17 protein-coding genes and 1 pseudogene are annotated in these 22,205 nt (G+C 73.6%); 13 read left to right on the plus strand and 5 right to left on the minus strand.

Features of this window, described 5'->3' with window-relative positions:
* Nucleotides 1-874 (plus strand): annotated as a pseudogene (locus ACFXG1_RS29480) (hypothetical protein); the annotation flags it as partial.
* Nucleotides 875-910: 36 nt separating this feature from the next.
* Nucleotides 911-1,699 (plus strand): hypothetical protein, encoded by a 789-nt coding sequence (locus tag ACFXG1_RS29485; protein WP_384745304.1) that lies wholly within the window; start codon nt 911-913, stop codon nt 1,697-1,699.
* Between the two features lie 87 nt (nt 1,700-1,786).
* Here the strand turns inward: ACFXG1_RS29485 and ACFXG1_RS29490 are convergent, their stop codons facing one another.
* Nucleotides 1,787-3,073 (minus strand): DUF1015 domain-containing protein, encoded by a 1,287-nt coding sequence (locus ACFXG1_RS29490; protein ID WP_384716612.1) that lies wholly within the window; start codon nt 3,071-3,073, stop codon nt 1,787-1,789.
* 70 nt (nt 3,074-3,143) lie between these two features.
* On the opposite strand from ACFXG1_RS29490, the gene ACFXG1_RS29495 reads away from it, so the two are divergent.
* Together ACFXG1_RS29495 and ACFXG1_RS29500 are read left to right on the plus strand one after the other, a co-directional pair.
* Nucleotides 3,144-4,178 (plus strand): HAD hydrolase-like protein, encoded by a 1,035-nt coding sequence (locus ACFXG1_RS29495; protein ID WP_384716609.1) that lies wholly within the window; start codon nt 3,144-3,146, stop codon nt 4,176-4,178.
* Nucleotides 4,179-4,356: 178 nt separating this feature from the next.
* Nucleotides 4,357-5,190 (plus strand): ABC transporter ATP-binding protein, encoded by an 834-nt coding sequence (locus ACFXG1_RS29500; RefSeq protein ID WP_384716606.1) that lies wholly within the window; start codon nt 4,357-4,359, stop codon nt 5,188-5,190.
* A 32-nt stretch (nt 5,191-5,222) separates the two neighbouring features.
* On the opposite strand, the gene ACFXG1_RS29505 is transcribed toward ACFXG1_RS29500, so the two are convergent.
* A complete protein-coding gene (locus ACFXG1_RS29505; RefSeq protein ID WP_384716603.1) occupies nt 5,223-5,570 on the minus strand; it encodes a sterol-binding protein in 348 nt (115 codons plus the stop codon).
* A gap of 42 nt (nt 5,571-5,612) precedes the next feature.
* Between ACFXG1_RS29505 and ACFXG1_RS29510 the strand changes: the two genes are divergently transcribed.
* The 3 genes from ACFXG1_RS29510 to ACFXG1_RS29520 are packed head-to-tail and all read left to right on the plus strand — an operon-like array spanning nt 5,613 to nt 7,727.
* Nucleotides 5,613-5,987 (plus strand): hypothetical protein, encoded by a 375-nt coding sequence (locus ACFXG1_RS29510; RefSeq protein ID WP_384716600.1) that lies wholly within the window; start codon nt 5,613-5,615, stop codon nt 5,985-5,987.
* A 7-nt stretch (nt 5,988-5,994) separates the two neighbouring features.
* A complete protein-coding gene (locus ACFXG1_RS29515) occupies nt 5,995-6,810 on the plus strand; it encodes a TlyA family RNA methyltransferase (protein WP_384716597.1) in 816 nt (271 codons plus the stop codon).
* On the plus strand, nt 6,807-7,727 hold the full coding sequence (locus ACFXG1_RS29520; protein WP_384745295.1) for an NAD kinase: 921 nt from the start codon (nt 6,807-6,809) through the stop codon (nt 7,725-7,727). Before ACFXG1_RS29515 ends, ACFXG1_RS29520 begins: the two co-directional genes overlap by 4 nt.
* Before the next feature lie 61 nt (nt 7,728-7,788).
* Here the strand turns inward: ACFXG1_RS29520 and ACFXG1_RS29525 are convergent, their stop codons facing one another.
* Complete coding sequence (locus ACFXG1_RS29525) at nt 7,789-8,682, minus strand: DUF3592 domain-containing protein (RefSeq protein ID WP_384716591.1); 894 nt, start codon at nt 8,680-8,682, stop codon at nt 7,789-7,791.
* A 95-nt stretch (nt 8,683-8,777) separates the two neighbouring features.
* Here ACFXG1_RS29525 and recN point away from each other — a divergent pair, with 95 nt between their 5' ends.
* On the plus strand, nt 8,778-10,520 hold the full coding sequence (gene recN / locus ACFXG1_RS29530; protein ID WP_384745297.1) for a DNA repair protein RecN: 1,743 nt from the start codon (nt 8,778-8,780) through the stop codon (nt 10,518-10,520).
* Nucleotides 10,521-10,631: 111 nt separating this feature from the next.
* Nucleotides 10,632-11,774, plus strand: coding sequence for a glycosyltransferase family 4 protein (locus tag ACFXG1_RS29535; RefSeq protein ID WP_384711580.1), 1,143 nt, complete (start codon nt 10,632-10,634; stop codon nt 11,772-11,774).
* Nucleotides 11,775-11,873: 99 nt separating this feature from the next.
* On the opposite strand, the gene ACFXG1_RS29540 is transcribed toward ACFXG1_RS29535, so the two are convergent.
* Entirely contained in the window at nt 11,874-13,502 is a 1,629-nt protein-coding gene (locus tag ACFXG1_RS29540) for a PucR family transcriptional regulator (RefSeq protein ID WP_384745299.1), read from the minus strand.
* A 13-nt stretch (nt 13,503-13,515) separates the two neighbouring features.
* The gene (locus tag ACFXG1_RS29545) at nt 13,516-15,318 is read right to left on the minus strand and encodes a glycoside hydrolase family 15 protein (protein WP_384714426.1); all 1,803 of its coding nucleotides are present in this window, start codon (nt 15,316-15,318) and stop codon (nt 13,516-13,518) included.
* Nucleotides 15,319-15,944: 626 nt separating this feature from the next.
* Here ACFXG1_RS29545 and ACFXG1_RS29550 point away from each other — a divergent pair.
* The 4 genes from ACFXG1_RS29550 (at nt 15,945) to ald (ending at nt 22,065) form a co-directional block, all read left to right on the plus strand.
* On the plus strand, nt 15,945-17,594 hold the full coding sequence (locus tag ACFXG1_RS29550; protein WP_384714429.1) for a CTP synthase: 1,650 nt from the start codon (nt 15,945-15,947) through the stop codon (nt 17,592-17,594).
* Between the two features lie 79 nt (nt 17,595-17,673).
* Complete coding sequence (locus ACFXG1_RS29555; protein WP_384714432.1) at nt 17,674-18,336, plus strand: NUDIX domain-containing protein; 663 nt, start codon at nt 17,674-17,676, stop codon at nt 18,334-18,336.
* A gap of 230 nt (nt 18,337-18,566) precedes the next feature.
* The gene (locus tag ACFXG1_RS29560; RefSeq protein WP_384745302.1) at nt 18,567-20,747 is read left to right on the plus strand and encodes a tetratricopeptide repeat protein; all 2,181 of its coding nucleotides are present in this window, start codon (nt 18,567-18,569) and stop codon (nt 20,745-20,747) included.
* Nucleotides 20,748-20,949: 202 nt separating this feature from the next.
* Nucleotides 20,950-22,065, plus strand: a complete 1,116-nt coding sequence (gene ald, locus ACFXG1_RS29565) for an alanine dehydrogenase (RefSeq protein WP_384745306.1) — start codon at nt 20,950-20,952, stop codon at nt 22,063-22,065.
* The last annotated feature ends 140 nt before the right edge of the window (nt 22,066-22,205 follow it).

Genomic DNA, 22,205 nt, shown 5'->3' on the forward strand with positions numbered 1-22,205 from the left:
GTTCCGCGGCGGGCGGGACGACCGTGACCGGGATCGTGGTCCGCGTCGTGACGACCGCCCCTCCTTCGAGCGCCGCGACGACCGGCGTGACGACCGCCCCAGCGGTGGTGGGTTCCGCCGTGACGACCGGCGTGACGACCGTGGTCCCCGTCGTGACGACAACCGCTCCGGCGGCGGCTACCGGGGTCCCCGTGACGACCGGCGCGACGACCGTCCGTCGTTCCGCCGCGACGACGACCGCGATCGCGGTGACCGCGGCGGCTACCGCTCCCACGACCGGCGGGACGACCGCCGTGACGACCGTGGTGGTCGCCCCACGGGCGGCGGCGAGCGGTCCGGTGGGTTCCGTCGTGACGACCGGCGGGATGACCGTCCCAGTGGTGGTGGGTTCCGTCGTGATGAGCGTCGTGACGATCGGCCCGGCGGCGGTGGCGGCGGTTTCCGGCGTGACGACCGTGACCGTGGCGGGTTCCGCGGCGGGCGGGACGACCGTGACCGGGATCGTGGTCCGCGTCGTGACGACCGCCCCTCCTTCGAGCGCCGCGACGACCGGCGTGACGACCGGCGTGACGACCGTCCCAGCGGTGGTGGGTTCCGCCGTGACGACCGGTCCGGCGGGTTCCGTCGTGATGAGCGTCGTGACGACCGCGGTGGTGAGCGCTCCGGTGGGTTCCGTCGTGACGACCGGTCGACGTTCCGCCGCGACGACGACCGCGGTGGCTACCGCGGTGGTCGCCCCGCAGGGCGTCCCGGCGGCGGCGGTCACGACCGCGATCGTGACCGTGACCGGGACCGCGGGGGACGGCCCGGCGGTGGCTACGGGCGTCGTGACGACCGGTCCGGCGGCGGTTTCCGTCGTGACGACCGCGACCGGGACCGCGACCGGCCCGAGCGCGAGCCCGTCAAGCGGCTGCCGATCCCGGACGACGTCACCGGTGAGGAGATCGACAAGGACATCCGGCAGGAGCTGCAGAGCCTGCCGAAGGGCCTCGCCGACGATGTCGCGCGCAACCTCGTCATGGTCGCGCGGCTGATCGACGAGGAGCCCGAAGAGGCGTACGCCTACTCCCGGGTGGCTCTGCGGCTGGCGTCCAGGGTCGCCGCGGTCCGCGAGGCCGCCGGGTTCGCCGCGTACGCCACGCAGAAGTACTCCGAGGCGCTCGCCGAGTTCCGGGCCGCGCGGCGGATGACCGGTGGGGTCGAGCTGTGGCCCGTCATGGCGGACTGCGAGCGCGGCCTCGGACGGCCCGAGCGGGCGCTGGCGATGGCCGGCGAGCCCGAGACGCAGAAGCTGGACAAGGCCGGACAGGTCGAGATGCGGCTCGTCGCGGCCGGGGCCCGGCGCGACATGGGGCAGCTGGACGCCGCCATCGTGACGCTCCAGAGCCCCGAGCTGGCGTCCAGCTCCGTACAGCCGTGGACCGCGCGGCTCCGGTACGCGTACGCCGACGCCCTCTTGGCGGCCGGTCGCGAGGCCGAGGCCCGTGAGTGGTTCGCCAAGGCGCTGGAGGCCGACAAGGACGGGGCGACCGACGCCTCCGACCGGCTGGCGGAGATCGACGGGGTCGAGTTCGTCGACGTGTCGGACGACACGTCCGACGACTCCGACGACGCGGCGGACGACGACGATTCCGACGAGTCCGAGGACGAGTCCGAGGGCGGCGACGTCCGGGGTGACGCGGACGGCCGCGACGCCTGAGCGCGAGTGATGAGATGACGAGAGGAGGGGCGGTCCCGTTCGGGGCCGCCCCTCCTCTCGTTCGTACGCGGGCCGAGCGCGAGCGCGTTACTCGAGGGCGAGGCTCCGCAGCACAAGACCGGTCGCCGGCTTCGGGCCGAAGGACGTCGACTTGCGGGGCATGGTGACGCCCTGGCGTGCCAGGTCGCGGACGATCTCCTCACGGACGGGATGGAGCAGCACCGCCGTACCGCCGTGCCGTTCGGCGTGCTCGACGGCCGCCGCCGTGTCATGGATGTACGCGATCTCGTCCGGGCTGTCCGGTACGTGCCACAACTCCTCCAGCACCGTGGCGTGCAGCACGGTCGCGTCGAGGGTGCGCCACGCCTCGGGGCGGTCGGCGCGGACGGTCCGCGCCAGCAGGGCCGGATCGGGACGGTCGGCGAGATGGAAGGAGCCGTCCCCGGCGAGCAGGAAGGCGTTGCCGTCGGCGACCGCGTCGGCGAGGGCGTCCAGCGCCCGGGGCAGCGGCCCGTCGACGCGGCGTACCCGGAACGCGTCCCCGGCGGTCAGTGCCGCGAGGGCGGCCGGGACGGGAAGGCGCCGGATCACGCGGTGGATCGCCCGGACCCGCAGGGGGTAGCGGGCGGTGTCGACGAGGAGGACCAGGCCGTAGCTCCACGGGCCGGGATCCGGGTGCTCGGCGCGCAGCCGCAGATAGGTCGCCCACCGGTGGTGTCCGTCGGCGATCAGCGCCTGGCGGTCCGCGAGGTCCTTCTCCACCTCGGCGATCGCCGCCGGGTCGGTGAGGGCCCACAGGCGGTGGCCGAAGCCGTCCTCGGTGGTGGTGGCGAGCAGCGGGGGCCGCCGGACGGCCGCCTCGACGACGGCCGTCGCGCCGGTGGCCTCGCCCTCGCCGCGGTAGGTGAAGAGGAGCGGTTCGAGGTTGGCGTCCGTGGTCCGCATCAGGGCCGCGCGGTCCGCGACGACGTCCGGCATGACGTCCTCGTGCGGCAGGACGACGCCGTCGGCGGGCTCGGAAAGCGCGAGGGCGCCGATGAGGCCGCGCTGGATGAGGTCGCCGTGACGCTGTTCGTAGACGTAGAGGGCGGGTTCCGGATCGGCGGCGAGCACTCCGTCGGCGAGCCAGCGGGCGAGGGTGTCGGCGGCCCTGCGGTGGCGGGCCTCGGCCGTCCCGGCCTGCGGCAGGATCAGCCGGACGATGTTGTACGGATCCGACGACTCCAGGTGGGCGAGTCCGTCGGGCCGGACGACGACGTCGTACGGGGGTGAGGTCACGGCGGCGAGGGAGCCGACGCGTTCGGGGACGTAGCGCAGTCCGCGGAAGGGGAGCAGACGCAGGCCGTCGGTGGCCGCGGGACCTTCGCTGTTCATCCGAGCATCGTAAGCGCGTGCCGCGATGCGCGATGATCGGGGGAGTGACCGCGTTGCGAGGAGTTGACGGATGAGTGGGCGGCAGATCAGGAACCGGCCGGACGGGTGCGCGCAGGCGCTGAGCACGGCGTACGACACCGCCCTGCTCGACCTCGACGGGGTCGTGTACGCGGGCGGGCATGCCATCGGGCACGCCGTCGAATCGCTGCGGACCGCGCGGGACGGGGGGATGCGGCTCGCGTACGTCACCAACAACGCGCTGAGGCCCCCGGACGAGGTGGCGCGGCATCTGACCGAACTGGGGGTGCCCGCCGAACCCGCCGAGGTGATCACCTCGGCGCAGGCCGCGGCCCGGCTGATCGCCGAACGGGTCCCGGCCGGGTCCCGGGTACTGGTGATCGGCGGTGAGGGGCTGCGCGTCGCGCTCCGGGAACGCGGCCTGGTGCCGGTCGAGTCGGCGGACGACGATCCGGTGGCCATCGCGCAGGGATACGGCGGGCCCGAACTGCCGTGGGGGCGGTTCGCGGAGGCGTGTTACGCGATCGCGCGCGGCGTGCCGTGGTTCGCGTCCAACACGGATCTGACGATCCCGAGCGCCCGGGGCATCGCGCCGGGCAACGGCGCGGCAGTGGAGGTCGTGCGGATCGCCACGGGCGCCGAGCCTGAGGTCGCGGGGAAGCCGCTGCCACCGATGCACCGGGAGACGATCCTGCGGACCGGGGCGCTGCGGCCCCTGGTGGTGGGGGACCGGCTGGACACCGATATCGAGGGCGCGTTCAACGGGGAGGTGGACTCCCTGCTGGTGCTGACCGGGGTGACGGACCCGGCGCGGCTGCTGGCGGCGGAGCCGCGGCACCGGCCCACATATGTGGACGCGGATCTGCGGGGACTGCTGACCGGGCAGCCCGAGGTGACCGGTGACGCGGCGGCCGGGTTCGGCTGCGGCGGCTGGACCGGAGCTGTACGGGACGGGGCTCTCGTCCTCGACGGCGAGGGCGCCCCGCTGGACGGGCTGCGGGCGCTGTGCGCGGCGGCGTGGACGGCGGCCGGTACGGGGACGTACGGCGCGGACCCGGGGAAGGCGCTGGCCCGGCTCGGATGGTGAGCCGGCCGGGGAAGCGGGCCGGCCGGATCGGCGGGCCGCCGCCGTGCGGCCGGACCTTCGGGAGGAGTCGGAGGGTAGGCTAACCTAACTTCCTATTGGTGTTGTGTGGGTCCGTACGGGGCCGTGGCCCGGAGCAGGCCGCCGGACCGCGGGCCCTCGATCCTGGAGTACGACCCCTATGCAGCGACTCACCGCGGAATCGGTCACCCTCGGCTACGACCGGCGGATCATCGCCGAGGAGCTGACGGTGGCGATCCCCGACCACTCCTTCACGGTGATCGTGGGGCCCAACGCCTGCGGCAAGTCGACCCTGCTGCGGGCCCTGTCGCGGATGCTGAAGCCCACCGAGGGCCGGGTACTGCTGGACGGCCGGACCATCCACTCCATGCCCGCGAAGAAGGTCGCGCGGATCCTCGGGCTGCTGCCGCAGACGTCGGTGGCGCCGGACGGGATCACCGTCGCCGACCTGGTGGCCCGGGGCCGCTACCCGCACCAGGGCCTGCTGCGGCAGTGGTCGCCGGAGGACGAGCGGATCGTCCGCGAGTCGATGGCGGCCACCGGCGTCGGGGAGCTGGCCGACCGCTATGTCGACGAGCTGTCCGGCGGGCAGCGCCAGCGGGTGTGGATCGCCATGGCGCTGGCCCAGCAGACCCCGCTGCTCCTGCTCGACGAGCCGACCACATTCCTCGACATCCAGCACCAGCTGGAGGTCCTCGACCTCTGCGCCGAACTCCACGAGACCCAGGGGCGGACGCTGGTCGCGGTGCTCCACGACCTGAACCAGGCGGCGCGATACGCCACCCATCTCGTCGCGCTCGCCGACGGCCGGGTGGTCGCCGAGGGCGCGCCGGCGGACGTGGTCACGGCGGAGCTGGTGGAGGAGGTCTTCGGGGTACGGAGCCGGGTCATCGAGGACCCCGAGTCCGGGACGCCCCTGGTGGTGCCCGTGGCCCGGCGGCGTACCGCGGTCGTGTCCCCGGCCGAGCCCGTCGCGGCGGTCAAGGAGCTGTAGGGACGGGTGTTTTCGGCCGGGCCGCCGACCGGTCAGAGCAGGGATCTCAGGCGCATCAGATCGCGGAAGCCGGCCTCCAGCCGGACCCGGCCCGCCGCCCACGCCCGGCCGAAGTTCAGCCAGCCGTCGACCATCGCCAGGAGGTCGTCGCCCGTCATCGCCAGCCGGATCGCGGCCTTCTCCCGCGGCGGGCCCTCGTGCTCGTCCGCCACCTCGATCACGCCTTCCCGGATCCGACCGGTGAAGGTGAGGTCCAAGTCCGTGATGTGGCAGCTCAAGGAGCGGTCGAGCGCCGTGGCGGCCCGGACGTCGCCGTCCGACCGCGCGAGATTGTCACTGAGTCTGCCGAGTGCCTCGCGGCACTCTTCCTTCGTCGCCATCGTGATCGACCGTACCCCACACCTTCGGGGTAGCGTCGGGGCATGAACGACGTGACGCCCGGAGACCCGGGCCCGGGTCCCGAACGCGACGGCGCGTACGGGACGTACGAGGGCGGGACCCACGACGGCGGCGGACGGCCGGCGGAGGCCGCCGCGGACGGTGGCGTCCCGGCCGTCGCCCCGTACGAACCGGCCGCGCCCGCGCCGCTGGGCGTGGTGCGCGCCCCGACCGGGAACACCGAGGTGGACACCGTCCTGGAGCGCCTCGCCGACGCCGACCACCTCCCGGCCGACGGACACCTGGAGGTGTACGAGGATGTACACCGGGGTCTGCGCGACGTCCTGGGCGCGCTCGACACGCCCGACCGCACCGCGCACCACCCCGCGCAGCCCGTCCCGCACGACCACAGGAGCTGAACCGAACGTGGCAGGAGTCGCCCGCCGTCGCCTCGACGCCGAGCTGGTACGCCGTAAACTCGCGCGCTCGCGCGAGCAGGCGAGCCAGCTGATCGCCGCCGGGCGGGTCACCGTCGGCGGCACGACCGCGACCAAGGCGGCCACCCAGGTGGAGACCGGCGCCGCGATCGTGGTCACCGACGACGGAGACGGCCCCGACTACGTCTCCCGCGGCGGCCACAAACTCGCGGGCGCGCTCGCCGCCTTCACCCCCCTCGGCCTGGTCGTCGAAGGGCGGCGCGCGCTCGACGCCGGGGCGTCGACCGGCGGCTTCACGGACGTCCTGCTGCGCGCGGGCGCCGCGCACGTCTTCGCCGTCGACGTCGGCTACGGACAGCTTGCCTGGTCGCTGCAGAGCGACGACCGGGTCACCGTCAAGGACCGCACCAATGTCCGCGAACTCACCCCCGAGGCCCTCGACGGCACCTCCGTCGACCTGGTGGTGGGGGACCTGTCCTTCATTCCGCTCGGACTGGTGCTGCCCGCCCTGGTGCGCTGTACGGCACCCGGCGCCGATCTGGTGCTGATGGTCAAACCGCAGTTCGAGGTGGGCAAGGAACGGCTCGGCAGCGGCGGTGTCGTCCGCAGCGCCGAACTGCGCAAGGAGACCGTACGGACCGTGGCCGGCCAGGCCGCGGCCCTCGGACTGGGCGTTCTGGGCGTCACCGCCAGCCCGCTGCCCGGTCCGTCCGGCAATGTCGAGTACTTCCTCTGGCTGCGGGCCGGGGCGCCCGAGCTGGACCCGGCGGACGTCGATCGAGCAGTGGCGGAGGGACCTCGTTGACCACACCGGCGAAGACCAACGAACGGACCGTCTTCCTTCTCGCGCACACCGGCCGCAAAGCTGCCGTCCGCAGCGCCGAACTCGTGGTCGAGGGGCTGCTCCGCAGCGGCCTCGGCGTCCGCGTCCTCCAGGCGGAGGCGGCGGACCTGCCGCTGCCCCCGGCCGTCGAGACCGTGCCCGAGGCGACCCCGCGCGCCCTCGACGGCTGTGAACTCCTGATCGTGCTCGGCGGGGACGGGACCCTGCTGCGCGGCGCCGAGTTCGCCCGCGCCTCCGGGGTGCCGATGCTCGGGGTCAACCTGGGCCGGGTCGGCTTCCTCGCCGAAGCCGAGCGCGACGACCTCGACCGGGTCGTCAACCGGGTCGTCGACCGCGCCTACGAGGTCGAGGAGCGGATGACCATCGACGTGGTCGTCCACCGCAACGGCGACGTCGTCCACCGCGACTGGGCGCTGAACGAGGCGGCCGTGCAGAAGAACTCCCCGGACCGGATGCTGGAGGTGGTGCTGGAGATCGACGGGCGCCCGGTCACCGCGTTCGGCTGCGACGGCATCGTCTGCGCCACCCCCACCGGCTCCACGGCCTACGCCTTCTCGGCGGGCGGCCCCGTGGTCTGGCCCGAGGTGGAAGCGCTGCTGATGGTCCCGATCAGCGCCCACGCCCTCTTCGCCAAGCCCCTGGTGACCTCGCCGACCTCGGTCCTCGCGGTGGAGGTGCAGGAGCACACACCGCACGGGGTGCTGTGGTGCGACGGGCGCCGGACCGTCGAACTGCCGCCGGGAGCACGGGTGGAGGTCCGCAGGGGGGCCGTACCGGTACGGCTGGCCCGGCTGCACCACGCGTCGTTCACGGACCGGCTGGTGGCGAAGTTCGCGCTGCCGATCGCGGGCTGGCGGGGGGCGCCGCCCGCGCAGTGACGGTTCCGGGCCGGACCCGTCGGCCCGGGTCGGCCGGTTCGGGTCGGCCGGTTCGGTGGCCTCAGCCGCCGACGGCCCGGCCGCCGAACAGCATCAGCACGGCCGTCGCCAGGACGAGCACGCCGAGGACGAGGGGAAAGAGCACGGAGTACGCGCGCGGGCCCGAGCGCGTGACCAGGGTGGGGTCCTCCGGGTCGTAGACCACGTCGACGGCCGTGCCCGTCTCGTCGTCGATGAACACCGTCCGCAGCGACACCGCGTCCCGGACCTCCTGCCCCTCGGCCGTGGTGAAGGCCAACAGGGGGAAGAGCTGGTAGGTGCCGCGGACCGGACGGTAGCCCGTGATCCTGCCCCGGACGGTGATACCGCGGCGGCGCAGTTGCCGCAGGGCGAAGGTCCGCCGCGGGCGGCTGCGGGCCGGTACGCCGGCCGCGGCGATCCGGCACCCCACCGGCACCATCCACAGGGCCTGGAAGGTGAGGATGGCCGCGAAGACCGGTTCCTCCGTGGCCAGGGTCACCTTCAGGACCACCGCGAACCAGCCGAGCCAGACCGCCCCGTACAGGATCCGCCGTCCGTCGGCCGCGTCGCGGATCCGCCGCAGCGGGGAAGGGCGCGTGACGACCGAGATCCGGACCTCCGCCGCGTCCACCGGCGGGGCGTCGGCCACCGCCCGCGCCAGCCGGGCCCGGAACGCCTCGGCCGCGTGCGCGTGCTCCGCGGGCAGGAACAGGAAGGGGACGGGGCCGGTGCCCTCCGGCAGGACCACGCCCTGCCGGAACCGGACCGTGACGCCCGCGCGCGGGCCGGGACCGTCCGTCTCCACCGCCCGGACCGCCGCCACCGGTATCTCCCATGCCGTCCGGCCGTGCGTGAACAGCAGGCGGGAACCGTCGAAACGCGCGGCCGCGTGCCCGGAGGCGATCACCAGTTCTGGTGAAGTGTTTTCCGGCATCAGCGGAGCATAGAGCCACGGCTGTCCGGTCGTACCAGGTGATGACGGTGATATCGGCACGGGGTCGGCGTCGCGCGCCGGCCAGGAAACCTCGTATGGTCGTGTCCGTGTTGGAGGAGATGCGGATACGGTCACTCGGGGTCATCGACGACGCCGTCGTCGAGCTGTCCCCCGGATTCACCGCGGTGACCGGTGAGACAGGCGCGGGCAAGACCATGGTCGTCACCAGCCTGGGGCTGCTGCTCGGCGGGCGCGCCGACCCCGCCCTGGTGCGGATCGGCGCGAAGTCGGCTGTCGTCGAGGGCCGGATCGCGGTGGCGTCCGGCACGTCCGCGGCCGTGCGCGCCGAGGAGGCGGGTGCCGAGCTGGACGACGGCACCCTGCTGATCAGCCGGACCGTTTCGGCGGAGGGCCGCTCCCGGGCCCATGTCGGCGGCAGGTCCGTACCCGTCGGGCTGCTGGCGGAACTCGCCGACGACCTCGTCGCCGTCCACGGCCAGACCGACCAGCAGGGACTGCTGCGGCCCGCCCGGCAACGGGCGGCCCTCGACCGGTACGCGGGCGCCGCGCTCTCCGGACCGCTCGCCGACTACACCACCGCCTACCGCAGACTGCGGGCCCTCACCGCCGAACTCGACGAGCTGACCACCCGGGCCCGGGAACGCGCCCAGGAGGCCGATCTGCTCCGGTACGGCCTCGACGAGATCGCGGGCGTCGAGCCCCACGCGGGCGAGGACACCGAACTCGCCGCGGAGGCCGAGCGGCTCGGCCACGCCGAAGCCCTCGCCTCCGCCGCGTCGGCGGCGCACGCCGCCCTCGCGGGCGACCCCGAGGACCCCGAAGGCGTCGACGCCACGACCCTCGTCGCGGGCGCGGGCCGGGCGCTGGACGCCGTACGCGCCCACGATCCGGCGCTCGCCGCGCTCGCCGAACGGATGGGCGAGATCTCCATCCTCCTCACCGACGTCTCCGGTGAACTCGCCGGATACGCGGACCGGCTGGAAGCCGACCCGCTGCGGCTCGCGGCCGTCGAGGAGCGGCGGGCCGCCCTGACCGCCCTCACCCGCAAGTACGGCGCCGACATCGCCGGAGTCGTCGCCTGGGCCGATAAGAGCGCCGCCCGGCTCACCGAACTCGACGGCGACGACGACCGCATCGGCGACCTCGCCGCGGAGCGCGACACCGTCCGGGCCGAGCTGGCCGGTCTCGCCCGGCGGCTCACCGACGTCAGGACCGAGGCCGCCGACCGCTTCGCCGCCGCCGTCACCGAGGAGCTGGCGTCCCTGGCGATGCCGCACGCCCGGGTGTCGTTCGCGATCCGGCAGCAGGACGACCCGGACGGGGTCGGCATCGACGGCCGGACCGTGGCGTACGGGCCCCACGGCGTCGACGAGGTCGAACTGCTGCTCGCCCCGCACCCCGGAGCCCCGGCCCGGCCCATCGCCAAGGGCGCGTCCGGGGGCGAGCTGTCCCGGGTGATGCTCGCCGTCGAGGTCGTCTTCGCCGGGACCGACCCCGTACCGACCTACCTCTTCGACGAGGTCGACGCGGGCGTCGGCGGCAAGGCCGCGGTCGAGATCGGCCGGCGCCTCGCCAAGCTCGCCCGCTCGGCACAGGTCGTCGTGGTGACCCATCTGCCGCAGGTGGCGGCCTTCGCCGACCGTCAGCTCCTGGTCGAGAAGACCGACGACGGCACCGTCACCCGCAGCGGGGTGACCGTACTCGAAGGCGAGGACCGGGTCCGCGAACTGTCCCGGATGCTCGCCGGCCAGGAGGACTCGCAGACCGCCCGCGCCCACGCCGAGGAGCTGCTGGCCAGCGCCCGCGGCGACCGCTGAGACGGCGGCCGGCCGGTACGCCTGCTCCGTGTGGGTGAATCGGGCCCCAGGGGTAGCGGCCCCGTACACGCACATTGCCGCAACGCCCCGGCGGGCTGGCATCCTTGGCGGGTGACACAGCTGCGTACGGTCCAGGTACTGGGCGGCGGCAGCGCGGGGAGCAGCGCGCACGTCCGGTCACTGGCCTCGGGGCTGGTGGCCCGTGGCGTGCGGGTGACCGTCTGCGCGCCGGCCGGACTGGAACACGACTACGACTTCCCCGGTACGGGCGCCCACTTCGCCCCCGTGCCGCGGCGCGGCGACCCCCTCTCGGTCGGCGCGCTCCGCGCGGCGTTCCGCGGCGCGCACCTGGTGCACGCGCACGGGCTGCACGCCGGGGCGCGGGCGGCGGTGGCGCTCGGCGGACTCCCGGTCCCCCTCGTCGTCACCTGGCACACCCGCGCCCATGCCGAAGGGGCCCGCGCCCACGCCCTGCGGCTGCTGGAACGACGGGTCGCGCGGGCGGCCGAGGTCGTCCTCGGCACCTGCTCCGAACTCGTCGACCGGGCCCGCGGGCGGGGCGCCCGCGACGCCCGGCTCGCCCCGGTCGCCACGCCGTCGCCGGTACCGCGCGGCGGCGACGGGCTCTCACCCGACAAGGCCAGGGCCGAACTGGGCGCCGTCGACCGGCCGCTGGTCATGACCGTGGGCAGTCTCGTACCGCACCGGGGGTACGACGTCCTGCTCGACGCCGCCGCGCGGCTGCGGGACCTCGGCGCGGCCGTCGGCGCCGGACCCGCGCCGCTGGTCCTCATCGCCGGGGAGGGCCGGCAGCGGGCGGCGCTGCGGCGGCGCGTCGACGCGGAGGATCTGCCGGTACGGCTCCTGGGGCGGCGCGACGACGTCGCGGAGCTGCTGGCGGCTGCGGACGTCGCCGTGCTGCCCAGCCGGTGGGAGGCGCGGTCCGTCCTCGCGCAGGAAGCCCTCAGGCTCGGTGTGCCGCTGGTCGCCACGGCGGTCGGCGGCGTCCCCGAACTCGTCGGCGACGCGGCGGAACTCGTGCCGTACGGAGACCCCGACGCGCTCGCCCTCGCGCTCTCGGGCCTCCTCGCCGACCCCGTGCGACGGGCGGCGCTGGCGCGGGCCGGGCGGGCGCAGGCGGCGACGTGGCAGACGGAGGACGAGACGGTCGCGCACGTCCTGAGCGTCTACGACGAACTGGTCCCGCGGGGGCCGCGCCTCTTGCGCGGGGGCGGTGACGCGCCGTTTCGGTGACCCTCGGGTGCCGGAGGTGTTCTCAGGGGCGCGAGGAACGGCGCGAGCAACCAAAAGCGGGGCGCGGACGCATACGCGGGGTCGACGAAGCGGCGCCCCTCAGGACAAGAGATGGCGACGGGCGCGGAGGGCCAGGCTCAGGGTCAGGACGGACTGAGGGTCGTCCAGGTCCGTGCCGAGGAGTTCCGAGATGCGCGCCAGGCGGTTGTAGAGCGTCTGGCGGTTGAGGTGCAGCTCGCGGGCCGTCTCCGCCTTGCGGCCCGTGTGGGAGAGATACGTCTCCAGCGTCGGGAGCAGCGGCGGCCTGGCCGTCGTGTCGTGGTCACGGAGCGGGCCGAGCGCGCGGTCCACGAACGCCGCCAGGTCGGGATCGTCCCGCAGCCGCCACAGGAGCAGCTCGATGTCGAGGCGCCGGGCGTCGTACCAGGGCCGGTCGGTCAGGCCCTGCGCGGCCGTCGCGGTCTCCCCGGCGTGCCGGAGGCTCGCCGGGAGGGTGTTCCAGTCGCAGGCGCGGCCCACGACGACCACGGGGGGACGCGCCCCCGCCCGGTCGAGCCCGGCGCGCTCCACACCGGTGCGCAGGGCCGTGGCGACCCGGTCGGCGACCGTGTCCCGGTCGGCTGCGGCGCGCAGCCCCACCAGGACGGGGACGCGGCCCTCCACGGGACGTACGCCCAGCAGGACCGGCACACCGACGGCCGACAACTCCTCCAGGACGGTATGGGCGAGGGGCGCCCAGGTGCCGCTCGCGGGGGAGAGGCGCATCACGACCGGCAGCAGGGGGCCGGTGCCGTGCCGGAATCCGAGGAGCCGGGCCTGCGCTGGCGCGTCGTCGGGGGAGACCAGGCCCTCGGCGAGATCGGTGAGGAAGTCGCCCCGGCCGCGCGCGGCGAGTTCCTCCTCCTGGCGGGCCTGCATCAGGACGACGGCGAGCAGCCCGGCGGCCCGCTCCGCGGCCATCCGGTGGACGGGGTGCGGCGGCGCGTCGACCGCGGGGAGGACGAGCCGGGCCCGTACCGCCCCGGCGCCCTGACCGCCGCCCGGTACGTCGACGAGGACGGTGCCCGCGGGGGGTGTGTGCCGGGCCTCCGGCCGGCCCCGTAGCCCCTCCCAGACCTGGAGCGGGTCGGCCGCCCGGTCGCCGCCGGGTCCGGCCGCGTACAGCAGCTCGCCGTCGGCGGTCTCCAGGAAGACCGGGTTGCCCGCGAACTCGGCCAGGACGTTCAGGACCCGGGGAATGCCGCCCCCGCCGATGAGCACCTCGGTACAGCGGCGGTGGACCTCGTCGGCGCGGCGCAGCAGGGCGTAGTGCCCGTTGACGATCTCGGTGTGGATCTCCTCGGTCACCGAGACGAAGGCGACCTCCCGGTGGAGCTGAACCAGCGGCAGCCCGCCGGCCCGCGCGGTGTCCACGATCGCCGACGGCAGCCGGGTGAACCGGTGGCCCAGTTCGACCACGAGCGCCGCGATGCCCCGCTCGGCGAGCCGCCGGACGAAGGCGCGCTGCTCGGCGGGTCTGGCGCCGAGGCCCAGACCCGTCGTCAGCAGCAGCTCGCCGCCCTTGAGGAGGGAGGCGACATTGGGGACCTCGCCCGCGTGGACCCAGCGCACCGACCGGTTGAGCCGTTCGGCCCCGGCGACGACCTCCGGGAGCCCGGACCGCAGTCCGGGCAGTTCGAGCGCCCGGCGGACGGTGATGCCCCCCTGGTACTCATCGCGGATCTCCACGGACGTGCTGTTCCTATCCGCCGTAGGCGCCGGACGCGGTGAGCCGCAGCGCCGTGTCGATCAGGGGGACATGGCTGAACGCCTGCGGGAAGTTGCCCACCTGGCGGCCGTTCTTGGAGTCCCACTCCTCGGCGAGCAGCCCCAGGTCGTTGCGGAGCGCGAGCAGCTTCTCGAAGAGCTTGCGGGCCTCGTCGACGCGGCCGATCATCGCCAGGTCGTCGGCGAGCCAGAACGAGCAGGCGAGGAAGGCGCCCTCGTCGCCTTCGAGACCGTCGACCCCGGCGTCCTCACCGGCCGTGGGGTAGCGCAGCACGAAACCGTCCTCGGTGGACAGCTCGCGCTGGATGGCCTCGATGGTGCCGATGACCCGCTTGTCGTCGGGCGGCAGGAAGCCCATCTGCGGGATGAGCAGCAGGGACGCGTCCAGCTCCTTGGAGCCGTACGACTGGGTGAAGGTGTTCCGCTCCTTGTCGTATCCCCGGTCGCAGACATCGCGGTGGATGTCGTCCCGCATCTGCCGCCAGCGCTCCAGCGGCCCGTCCACGTCCCCGGCCTCGATGAGCTTGATGGTGCGGTCGACCGCGACCCAGGCCATGACCTTGGAGTGGACGAAGTGGCGGCGCGGTCCGCGGACCTCCCAGATGCCCTCGTCCGGCTCCATCCAGTGCTTCTCGAGGTATTCGATCAGCTTGAGCTGGAGCAGTGACGCGTAGTCGTTGCGGGTCAGGCCGGTCATATGGGCCAGATGGAGCGCCTCGGTGACCTCGCCGTAGACATCGAGCTGGAGCTGGTGGGCGGCGCCGTTGCCGACGCGTACGGGGGTGGAGTTCTCGTACCCGGGCAGCCAGTCCAGCTCCGCCTCGCCCAGCTCGCGCTCGCCCGCGATGCCGTACATGATCTGGAGGTTCTCCGGGTCCCCCGCGACGGCCCGCAGCAGCCACTCGCGCCAGGCGCGGGCCTCCTCGCGGTAGCCGGTGCGCAGCAGGGACGAGAGGGTGATCGCCGCGTCCCGGAGCCAGGTGTAGCGGTAGTCCCAGTTCCGTACGCCGCCGATCTCCTCGGGGAGGGAGGTGGTGGGGGCGGCGACGATTCCGCCGGTGGGGGCGTAGGTGAGGGCCTTGAGGGTGATGAGGGAGCGGATCACGGCCTCCCGGTAGGGACCGTGGTACGTACAGTGCTCCACCCACTCCTGCCAGAACTCCTCCGTGGCCTCCAGGGACGCCTCGGGCTCGGGGAGCGCCGGCGGGCGGTGGTGGGAGGGCTGCCAGGAGATGGTGAAGGCGACCCGCTCGCCGGGGCCGACGGTGAAGTCGGAGTAGGTGGTGAGGTCCTTGCCGAAGGTGTCGGTGGGGCAGTCGAACCACACCGAGTCCGGCCCGGCGACGGCGACCGTACGGCCGTCGACCTTGTGGACCCACGGCACGATCCGTCCGTAGGAGAACCGCATCCGCAGGGCGGAGCGCATCGGCACCCGCCCGCTGACGCCCTCCACGATCCGGATCAGCTGGGGGGCGCCGTCGCGCGGCGGCATGAAGTCCGTCACCCGGACCGTGCCGCGCGGGGTGTCCCACTCGGATTCCAGGATGAGGGAGTCGCCCCGGTAGCGGCGGCGGTCGGCGGCGGGGGGCTCGGCTTCGTCGGCATGGGCGGGGCCCATTCTCCAGAAGCCGTGCTCCTCGGTGCCGAGCAGCCCCGCGAAGACGGCATGCGAGTCGAAGCGGGGCAGGCACAGCCAGTCGGCTGTGCCGTCCCGGCAGACCAGCGCGGCGGTCTGCATGTCTCCGATGAGTGCGTAATCCTCGATGCGCCCGGCCACGTGCATCTCCAGTCGAACGGCCACGTCCGCCCCGAAGGGCGCTTGCGGTGGTCGGGGCCGCTTCCGTCGCGAGCGTGGGTCCGGGTTGACGTGCGGGAACACGGTTCTGATCCGCCCCGTCCGCCGTCCATCACCACCCTGCTCTGATGCGCTTGGCGCGCCCCTCGGCATCGCTCAGCAGAGCGAGTGTCCGAGCAGGATACGACGCGGTACGGGCATCCGCGTGGCGGTCTCGACAACGTGAGTGATCCGAACGAGTGAGCCATGGGTGAACCGCTGGTGGGAGCGGGTGTCAGCCAGGTGTAAGGCGAATAACAGGGGGGAGCGGCAGGGGTGGCAGGGGGTACGGGCGGGGGGCGGGCGGCGCGCGGAAACCCGGGCGGGCGCCGGGATCGGCACGGGACGGCGCACAGAGGGAGCGGGGGCGCACCGCGCCGATCGGAGTGTGTAGCCGGAAGCGGTCGCCCCCCGTCGCTGATACCCTGGTACCCCGTGGACCGGTGGCCCGCCTGTGTCGAAACAGGAGCCCCGCAACCGCAGCCACGGCATCCCCCGACGCCACTTCTGGACTTCGCAGGGACGCCGGTACGCACCTCACCTCGCGACCACGGGAGCCCCTCTTGGCGATGCCGCCCAACACCATGACGACCAAGCACATCTTCGTCACCGGGGGCGTCGCCTCCTCCCTCGGAAAGGGTCTGACGGCCTCCAGCCTGGGCGCCCTGCTCAAGGCGCGGGGGCTGCGGGTGACGATGCAGAAGCTCGACCCGTATCTGAACGTCGACCCCGGCACGATGAACCCGTTCCAGCACGGCGAGGTGTTCGTCACCAACGACGGCGCCGAGACCGACCTGGACATCGGCCACTACGAGCGCTTCCTCGACGTCGATCTCGACGGCTCCGCGAATGTCACGACCGGCCAGGTGTACTCGCAGGTCATCGCCAAGGAGCGGCGCGGCGAGTACCTCGGTGACACGGTGCAGGTCATCCCGCACATCACCAATGAGATCAAGAGCCGGATCCGCCGGATGGCGACCGACGACGTCGACGTCGTGATCACCGAGGTCGGCGGCACGGTCGGCGACATCGAGTCGCTGCCGTTCCTGGAGACCGTCCGCCAGGTGCGGCACGAGGTCGGCCGGGACAACGTCTTCGTCGTCCACATCTCCCTGCTGCCGTACATCGGCCCGTCCGGTGAGCTGAAGACCAAGCCGACCCAGCACTCGGTCGCGGCGCTGCGCAATATCGGTATCCAGCCCGACGCGATCGTGCTCCGCGCCGACCGGGAGGTGCCGACCGCGATCAAGCGGAAGATCTCCCTCATGTGCGATGTCGACGAGGCCGCCGTGGTCGCCGCCATCGACGCCAAGTCGATCTACGACATTCCGAAGGTGCTGCACACCGAGGGCCTCGACGCCTATGTGGTGCGCAAGCTCGACCTGCCGTTCCGCGATGTCGACTGGACGGTCTGGGAGGACCTGCTGGACCGGGTCCACAACCCCGACCACGAGGTCACCGTCGCCCTCGTCGGCAAGTACATCGACCTGCCCGACGCCTATCTCTCGGTGACCGAGGCGCTGCGCGCCGGCGGCTTCGCCAACCGGGCCCGGGTCAAGGTCAAGTGGGTCACGTCCGACGACTGCAAGACCCCGGCCGGGGCGAAGCAGCAGCTGGAGGACGTGGACGCGATCTGCGTCCCCGGCGGCTTCGGCGACCGCGGCGTCAGCGGCAAGGTCGGCGCGATCCGGTACGCCCGGGAGAACCGGGTCCCGCTGCTGGGGCTCTGCCTCGGCCTCCAGTGCATCGTGATCGAGGCCGCGCGCAATCTCGCGGGGATCGCCGAGGCGAACTCCACCGAGTTCGACGCCGCCACCGCCCACCCGGTGATCTCCACCATGGAGGAGCAGCTGGCCTATGTGGAGGGCGCGGGCGACCTCGGCGGCACCATGCGGCTCGGTCTCTACCCGGCCAAGCTGGCCGAGGGCTCGATCGTGCGCGAGGTCTACGACGACCAGCCGTATGTGGAGGAGCGCCACCGCCACCGCTACGAGGTGAACAACGCCTACCGCGCGGAACTGGAGCGCAAGGCGGGCATCGTCTTCTCGGGCACCAGCCCGGACAACAAGCTCGTCGAGTACGTGGAGTACCCGCGCGAGGTGCATCCGTACCTGGTCGCCACCCAGGCCCACCCGGAGCTGCGGTCCCGTCCGACCCGTCCGCACCCCCTCTTCGCGGGTCTGGTGAAGGCCGCGGTGGAGCGGAAGTCCGGCGCCTGACGATCAAGGCGTTACGGTGGACCGGGGTACGGGCCCGACTGGTGGCCCGTACCCCGATCGACTGTGCGGGAGGGCCGGGATGAGAGACGAGACGACCGGAGCGGCGGCGGAGGCCGGGGCCGTCGTGGACACACCGGAGGAGTGGCGGGTCACCGCGACCACCACCCCTTTCCGGGGCAACAAGACGAGCGTCCGCACCGATGAGGTCGTGATGCCCGACGGCTCGGTGGTCCGCCGTGACTACCAGGTCCATCCCGGGTCGGTGGCGGTCCTCGCCCTCGACGAGGAGGACCGGGTCGTGCTGGTGCGCCAGTACCGGCACCCCGTACGGCAGCGGCTGTGGGAGATCCCGGCCGGGCTCCTCGACGTACCGGGGGAGAACCCCCTCCACGCCGCGCAGCGCGAGCTGTACGAGGAGGCGCACGTCAAGGCCGGGGACTGGCGGGTGCTCACGGATGTGTACACCACGCCCGGCGGCTGCGACGAGGCGGTACGGATCTTCCTCGCCCGCGATCTGTCGCCCGTCGAAGGCGCGCGGTTCGACGTCTCCGAAGAGGAGGCGGACATGGAGCTGGCCCGGGTACCGCTGACCGAGCTGGTCCGCGGGGTACTCGCCGGGGAGCTGCACAACAACTGCCTGGTGGTCGGGGTGATGTCGGCGGTCGCCGCCCGCGCCGCCGAAGGCTTCGACGCGCTGCGCCCGGCCGGGGCGCCGTGGCCCGCCCGCCCCTTCGACGCCTGATCCGCGCCGGGCGAGGCCGGCCGCGCTGTCACGTTCCCCCGCCGGAGGGACCCTCCACCGGAGTCATTGGTCATCCAGTCAGATGATCTGCTGATCTTACTGATCCGATCAGGTGAAGTACCGGGGCTGCGGGTACCGGTTCGTCGCAGAGAGTGAACTACGCTCGGAACGCCCGTGCGGATTCCCGCCGGGCTCGGCGAGAGTGCACGGACTGAACGGGAGCGTGGCCCGTGACGGATCAGGCGACGGATCAGGCGGTGGACGCGGTCGGTCGAACCGGTGCGTCCTCCGGATCCCCGGGGCCGTTCTTCGGTCGTCAGCGGGAGCTGGCCTCCTTGCTGGCCGATGTGGAACGGGCCGGGCTCGACACCATCGCGGGCCGCAAGGCGCCCCGGGCCCGGGTCCTGCTGATCGCCGGACGGCCGGGCTCGGGGCGCAGCGCGCTGGCCCGGCAGCTCGTCGCCCGGCTCGCCGGGCGCTATCCCGGCGGGGTGCTGCGGGCCCGGCTCACCGAACCCGGCGGCCGGGCCGTCCCCACCGACGAGACCGCCCGGGAACTCCTCGACGCCCTGGGCGTGGCGGCGCCGCCCGGCGCGGCCGAGGACGAACTGTCACAGCTGGTACGGGAGAGCCTGGCCGGGCGCGGAATCCTGCTCCTCCTCGACGACGCGGCCGACGCCGAACAGGTCGACGCGCTGCTCCCCGACGACCCGGACTGTCTGCTGGTGGTGGCCGGCTCGGGACCGCTGACCGGGATTCCCGGGGTGCGTCCGTGCACGGTCGGCGGGCTCGACCCCAAGGCCGCCATCGAGCTGCTGACCACCTTCACCGGCTCCGTACGCATCACCGTCGACCCGCAGGCCGCGGAATCCGTCGCCGAGGAGTGCGCGGGTCAGCCCGCCGCCCTGGTGATGGTCGGCGGCTGGCTCGCGGCCCGGCCCCAGGTATCGGTCTCGGACGCCACCCGGCAGCTGCGGGCGCTGCCCGAGGACGACGAGGTGCCGCAGTCGGCGCGCCCGATGTCCCGGGCGTTCCGGCTGGTGCACGGAACCCTGCCGACCGCCGCGGCCCGGCTGCTGCGGCTGCTCGCCCTGGCCCCGGCGGGGATCGTGGACGCGCAGATCGCGTCGGCGCTCGGCGGCTGCTCCCCCGACGAGGCGCACCGGGCCCTGGAGGGCCTGGTGGCGCTGGGGGTGCTGCACCGCGAGGGGCCGTTGTACCGGGTGCCGGGGGCGCTGGAGCCGCTGATGCGGGCGCTCTCCGAGACCCACGACAAGCCCGCCGAGGTCCAGCTGGCATGGGCGCGGATGCTGGAGCGGGCCGTACGGCAGCTCCAGTCGTGCCGGGCCGCCACCGAGCCCGAGGGGTCGCCCGCCCGGACGGCCGTCGAGTCGCTGCCGCGCCCGCTGCGCTTCCCGGACGCCCCGGCCGCCGCCGCGTGGCTGGCGCTGCGGCGCCCCGGGCTGCTGGCCGCCGCCCGGCTCGCGGTCGAGGACGGCGGCCTCGACACCCTGGCGAGACGGCTGGTCGCGGCCCTGGTCAGGGCGCTGGCGGCGCACCGGGGCACCGACGCGGCCGCCGGGGACCTCTATCTGCTGCACCAGCTGGTGCTCGATGTGGCCGAGCGCCGCGAGCTGCCCAGGGAGGCCGCCGCCGCCCTGCTGAACCTCGGGGACCTCGACGCGCAGACCGGCCGTACCGAGGACGCGCTGGCCCGCTACCGGGCGGCGCTGGACGCCGGAAGGACCGCGAACGACCCGTACGCGATCTGCCGCGCGATGGAATCCGTCGGTGGCGCCTGGCAGGAGCTGGGCGACTGGCAGCGGGCGGCCGACTGGTACGGCCGGGCGCTGGCCCAGCGGCAGACCCGGGGCGAGCGGGCCGACGAGGCCCGGCTGTACGGACGGCTCGGCACCGCGCACACCTACGCCGGGCGGTACGGGGAGGCGCTGCGCTGCTGGCGGGCCGCGGTCGCGGCCTACCGGCGGACCGGCGATCTGCCGTCGCAGGCCAGGGCGCTGAGCGAGGCGGCCCGGGTCCAGGAGTACGCGGGACGGCCCGAGGAGTCGCTGCGGACCTGCCGGGAGGCGGTGGAGTGGGCCCGGCAGGCGGGGGACGTACGGCTCCAGGCCGCCCTGAGGCTCCGGCTCGCCGACACCCTCGACCGGCTGGGCGACCCGGCGGCGGCCCGGTTGCAGCGCTCCGGCGCGGAGCGGCTGCTGGAAGCGGCGGACGAGACGACGGAACCCGGTGCCGGTACGGGGTCACCGAGTGCCGCGGCGGGCGGGGACGGCACGGGCGGGGCGCGGAAGGCGGCGGGGCCGGAGCGCGGCGCCGGAGGCGGTGGCGGTGCCGGCGCCGGTACGGAGGGGACGGGAGTGGCACGGGGTGCCATCGGTCAGGGAGTGTGAACGAAGGGGTATCGCTCGTTCCGCCTACGAAATCCGTAGTGGCCCCGGAATGAAATAAAGGTTTGCAAGGCTAGACAGCGGGAAACCCTTCATTAATACTGGCTCCATCGCGTTATCTCGCGGTGTGCACCCTTGCGTCCTGTGCGTACGGGTTCGTAAGGCAATACCCTCCTTTTCCCCTGAGCCAAGGACCGTGATCGACGTGAAGGTCGGCATCCCCCGCGAGGTCAAGAACAACGAGTTCCGGGTGGCGATCACCCCCGCCGGTGTGCACGAGCTGGTGCGCCACGGCCACCAGGTGTTCGTCGAGCGCCACGCCGGTGCCGGCTCCTCCATCACCGACGAGGAGTTCGCCGCCGCCGGAGCCGTGATCCTGCCGACCGCCGACGAGGTCTGGGCCACGGCCGATCTGCTGCTCAAGGTCAAGGAGCCGATCGCGGAGGAGTACCACCGCCTCCGCAAGGACCAGACCCTCTTCACCTACCTCCACCTCGCGGCCTCCCGCGAGTGCACCGACGCGCTGCTGGAGTCCGGCACCACCGCGATCGCGTACGAGACCGTCGAGACCGCCAACCGCCAGCTGCCGCTGCTCGCCCCGATGTCCGAGGTCGCGGGCCGGCTGGCCCCGCAGGTCGGCGCTTACCACCTGATGCGCTCGGCCGGTGGCCGCGGGGTGCTGCCGGGCGGCGTCCCGGGCACCCACGCGGGCCGCGCGGTCGTCATCGGCGGCGGGGTCTCCGGCTGGAACGCCACCCAGATCGCCGTCGGCATGGGCTTCCACGTCACCCTGCTCGACCGTGACATCAACAAGCTGCGCGAGGCCGACAAGATCTTCGGCACCCGGGTGCAGACCGTCGTCTCCAACTCCTACGAGCTGGAGAAGGCCGTCGTCGGGGCGGACCTCGTGATCGGCGCCGTACTGATCCCGGGCGCCAAGGCCCCGAAGCTGGTCACCAACGAACTGGTCGCCAAGATGAAGCCCGGAAGTGTCCTTGTCGACATCGCCATCGACCAGGGCGGCTGCTTCGAGGACTCCCATCCGACCACCCACGCGGAGCCGACCTTCCCGGTCCACGGCTCCGTCTTCTACTGCGTCGCCAACATGCCCGGCGCGGTGCCGCACACCTCCACCTACGCCCTGACCAACGCGACGCTGCCCTACATCCTGGAGCTGGCCAACCGCGGCTGGGTCGAGGCGCTGCGCCGTGACCCGGCTCTCGCGCTCGGTCTCAACACCCATGACGGACAGGTCGTCTACGGCTCCGTCGCCGAGGCGCACGGCCTGCCCCACACCGAGCTGAGCACGCTCATCGGCTGAGCCCCCGTGTGTCGCGAGACGCCCTCCGCGGCCGTCCCCGGGGCCGTACGGCCCCGGGGGAACGCCGGTTCGCCCGGGTCAACGGGCGGCGTCAACTCCGCGCCCCCGGCCGGGCCTTGCGGGACCACGTCCCGCAAGGC

It is taken from the genome of Streptomyces sp. NPDC059248, assembly GCF_042753905.1.
Taxonomy (GTDB): Bacteria; Actinomycetota; Actinomycetes; order Streptomycetales; family Streptomycetaceae; genus Streptomyces.

Bases quoted from the DNA above. Each gene is read 5' to 3' on its own strand.
- ACFXG1_RS29495 (WP_384716609.1), top strand. From the start codon at position 3,144: ATGAGTGGGCGGCAGATCAGGAACCGGCCGGACGGGTGCGCGCAGGCG.
- ACFXG1_RS29510 (WP_384716600.1), top strand. From the start codon at position 5,613: ATGAACGACGTGACGCCCGGAGACCCGGGCCCGGGTCCCGAACGCGAC.
- ACFXG1_RS29490 (WP_384716612.1), bottom strand. From the start codon at position 3,073: ATGAACAGCGAAGGTCCCGCGGCCACCGACGGCCTGCGTCTGCTCCCC.
- ACFXG1_RS29555 (WP_384714432.1), top strand. From the start codon at position 17,674: ATGAGAGACGAGACGACCGGAGCGGCGGCGGAGGCCGGGGCCGTCGTG.
- recN (WP_384745297.1), top strand. From the start codon at position 8,778: ATGGTCGTGTCCGTGTTGGAGGAGATGCGGATACGGTCACTCGGGGTC.
- ACFXG1_RS29525 (WP_384716591.1), bottom strand. From the start codon at position 8,682: ATGCCGGAAAACACTTCACCAGAACTGGTGATCGCCTCCGGGCACGCG.
- ACFXG1_RS29500 (WP_384716606.1), top strand. From the start codon at position 4,357: ATGCAGCGACTCACCGCGGAATCGGTCACCCTCGGCTACGACCGGCGG.
- ACFXG1_RS29505 (WP_384716603.1), bottom strand. From the start codon at position 5,570: ATGGCGACGAAGGAAGAGTGCCGCGAGGCACTCGGCAGACTCAGTGAC.
- ACFXG1_RS29550 (WP_384714429.1), top strand. From the start codon at position 15,945: ATGCCGCCCAACACCATGACGACCAAGCACATCTTCGTCACCGGGGGC.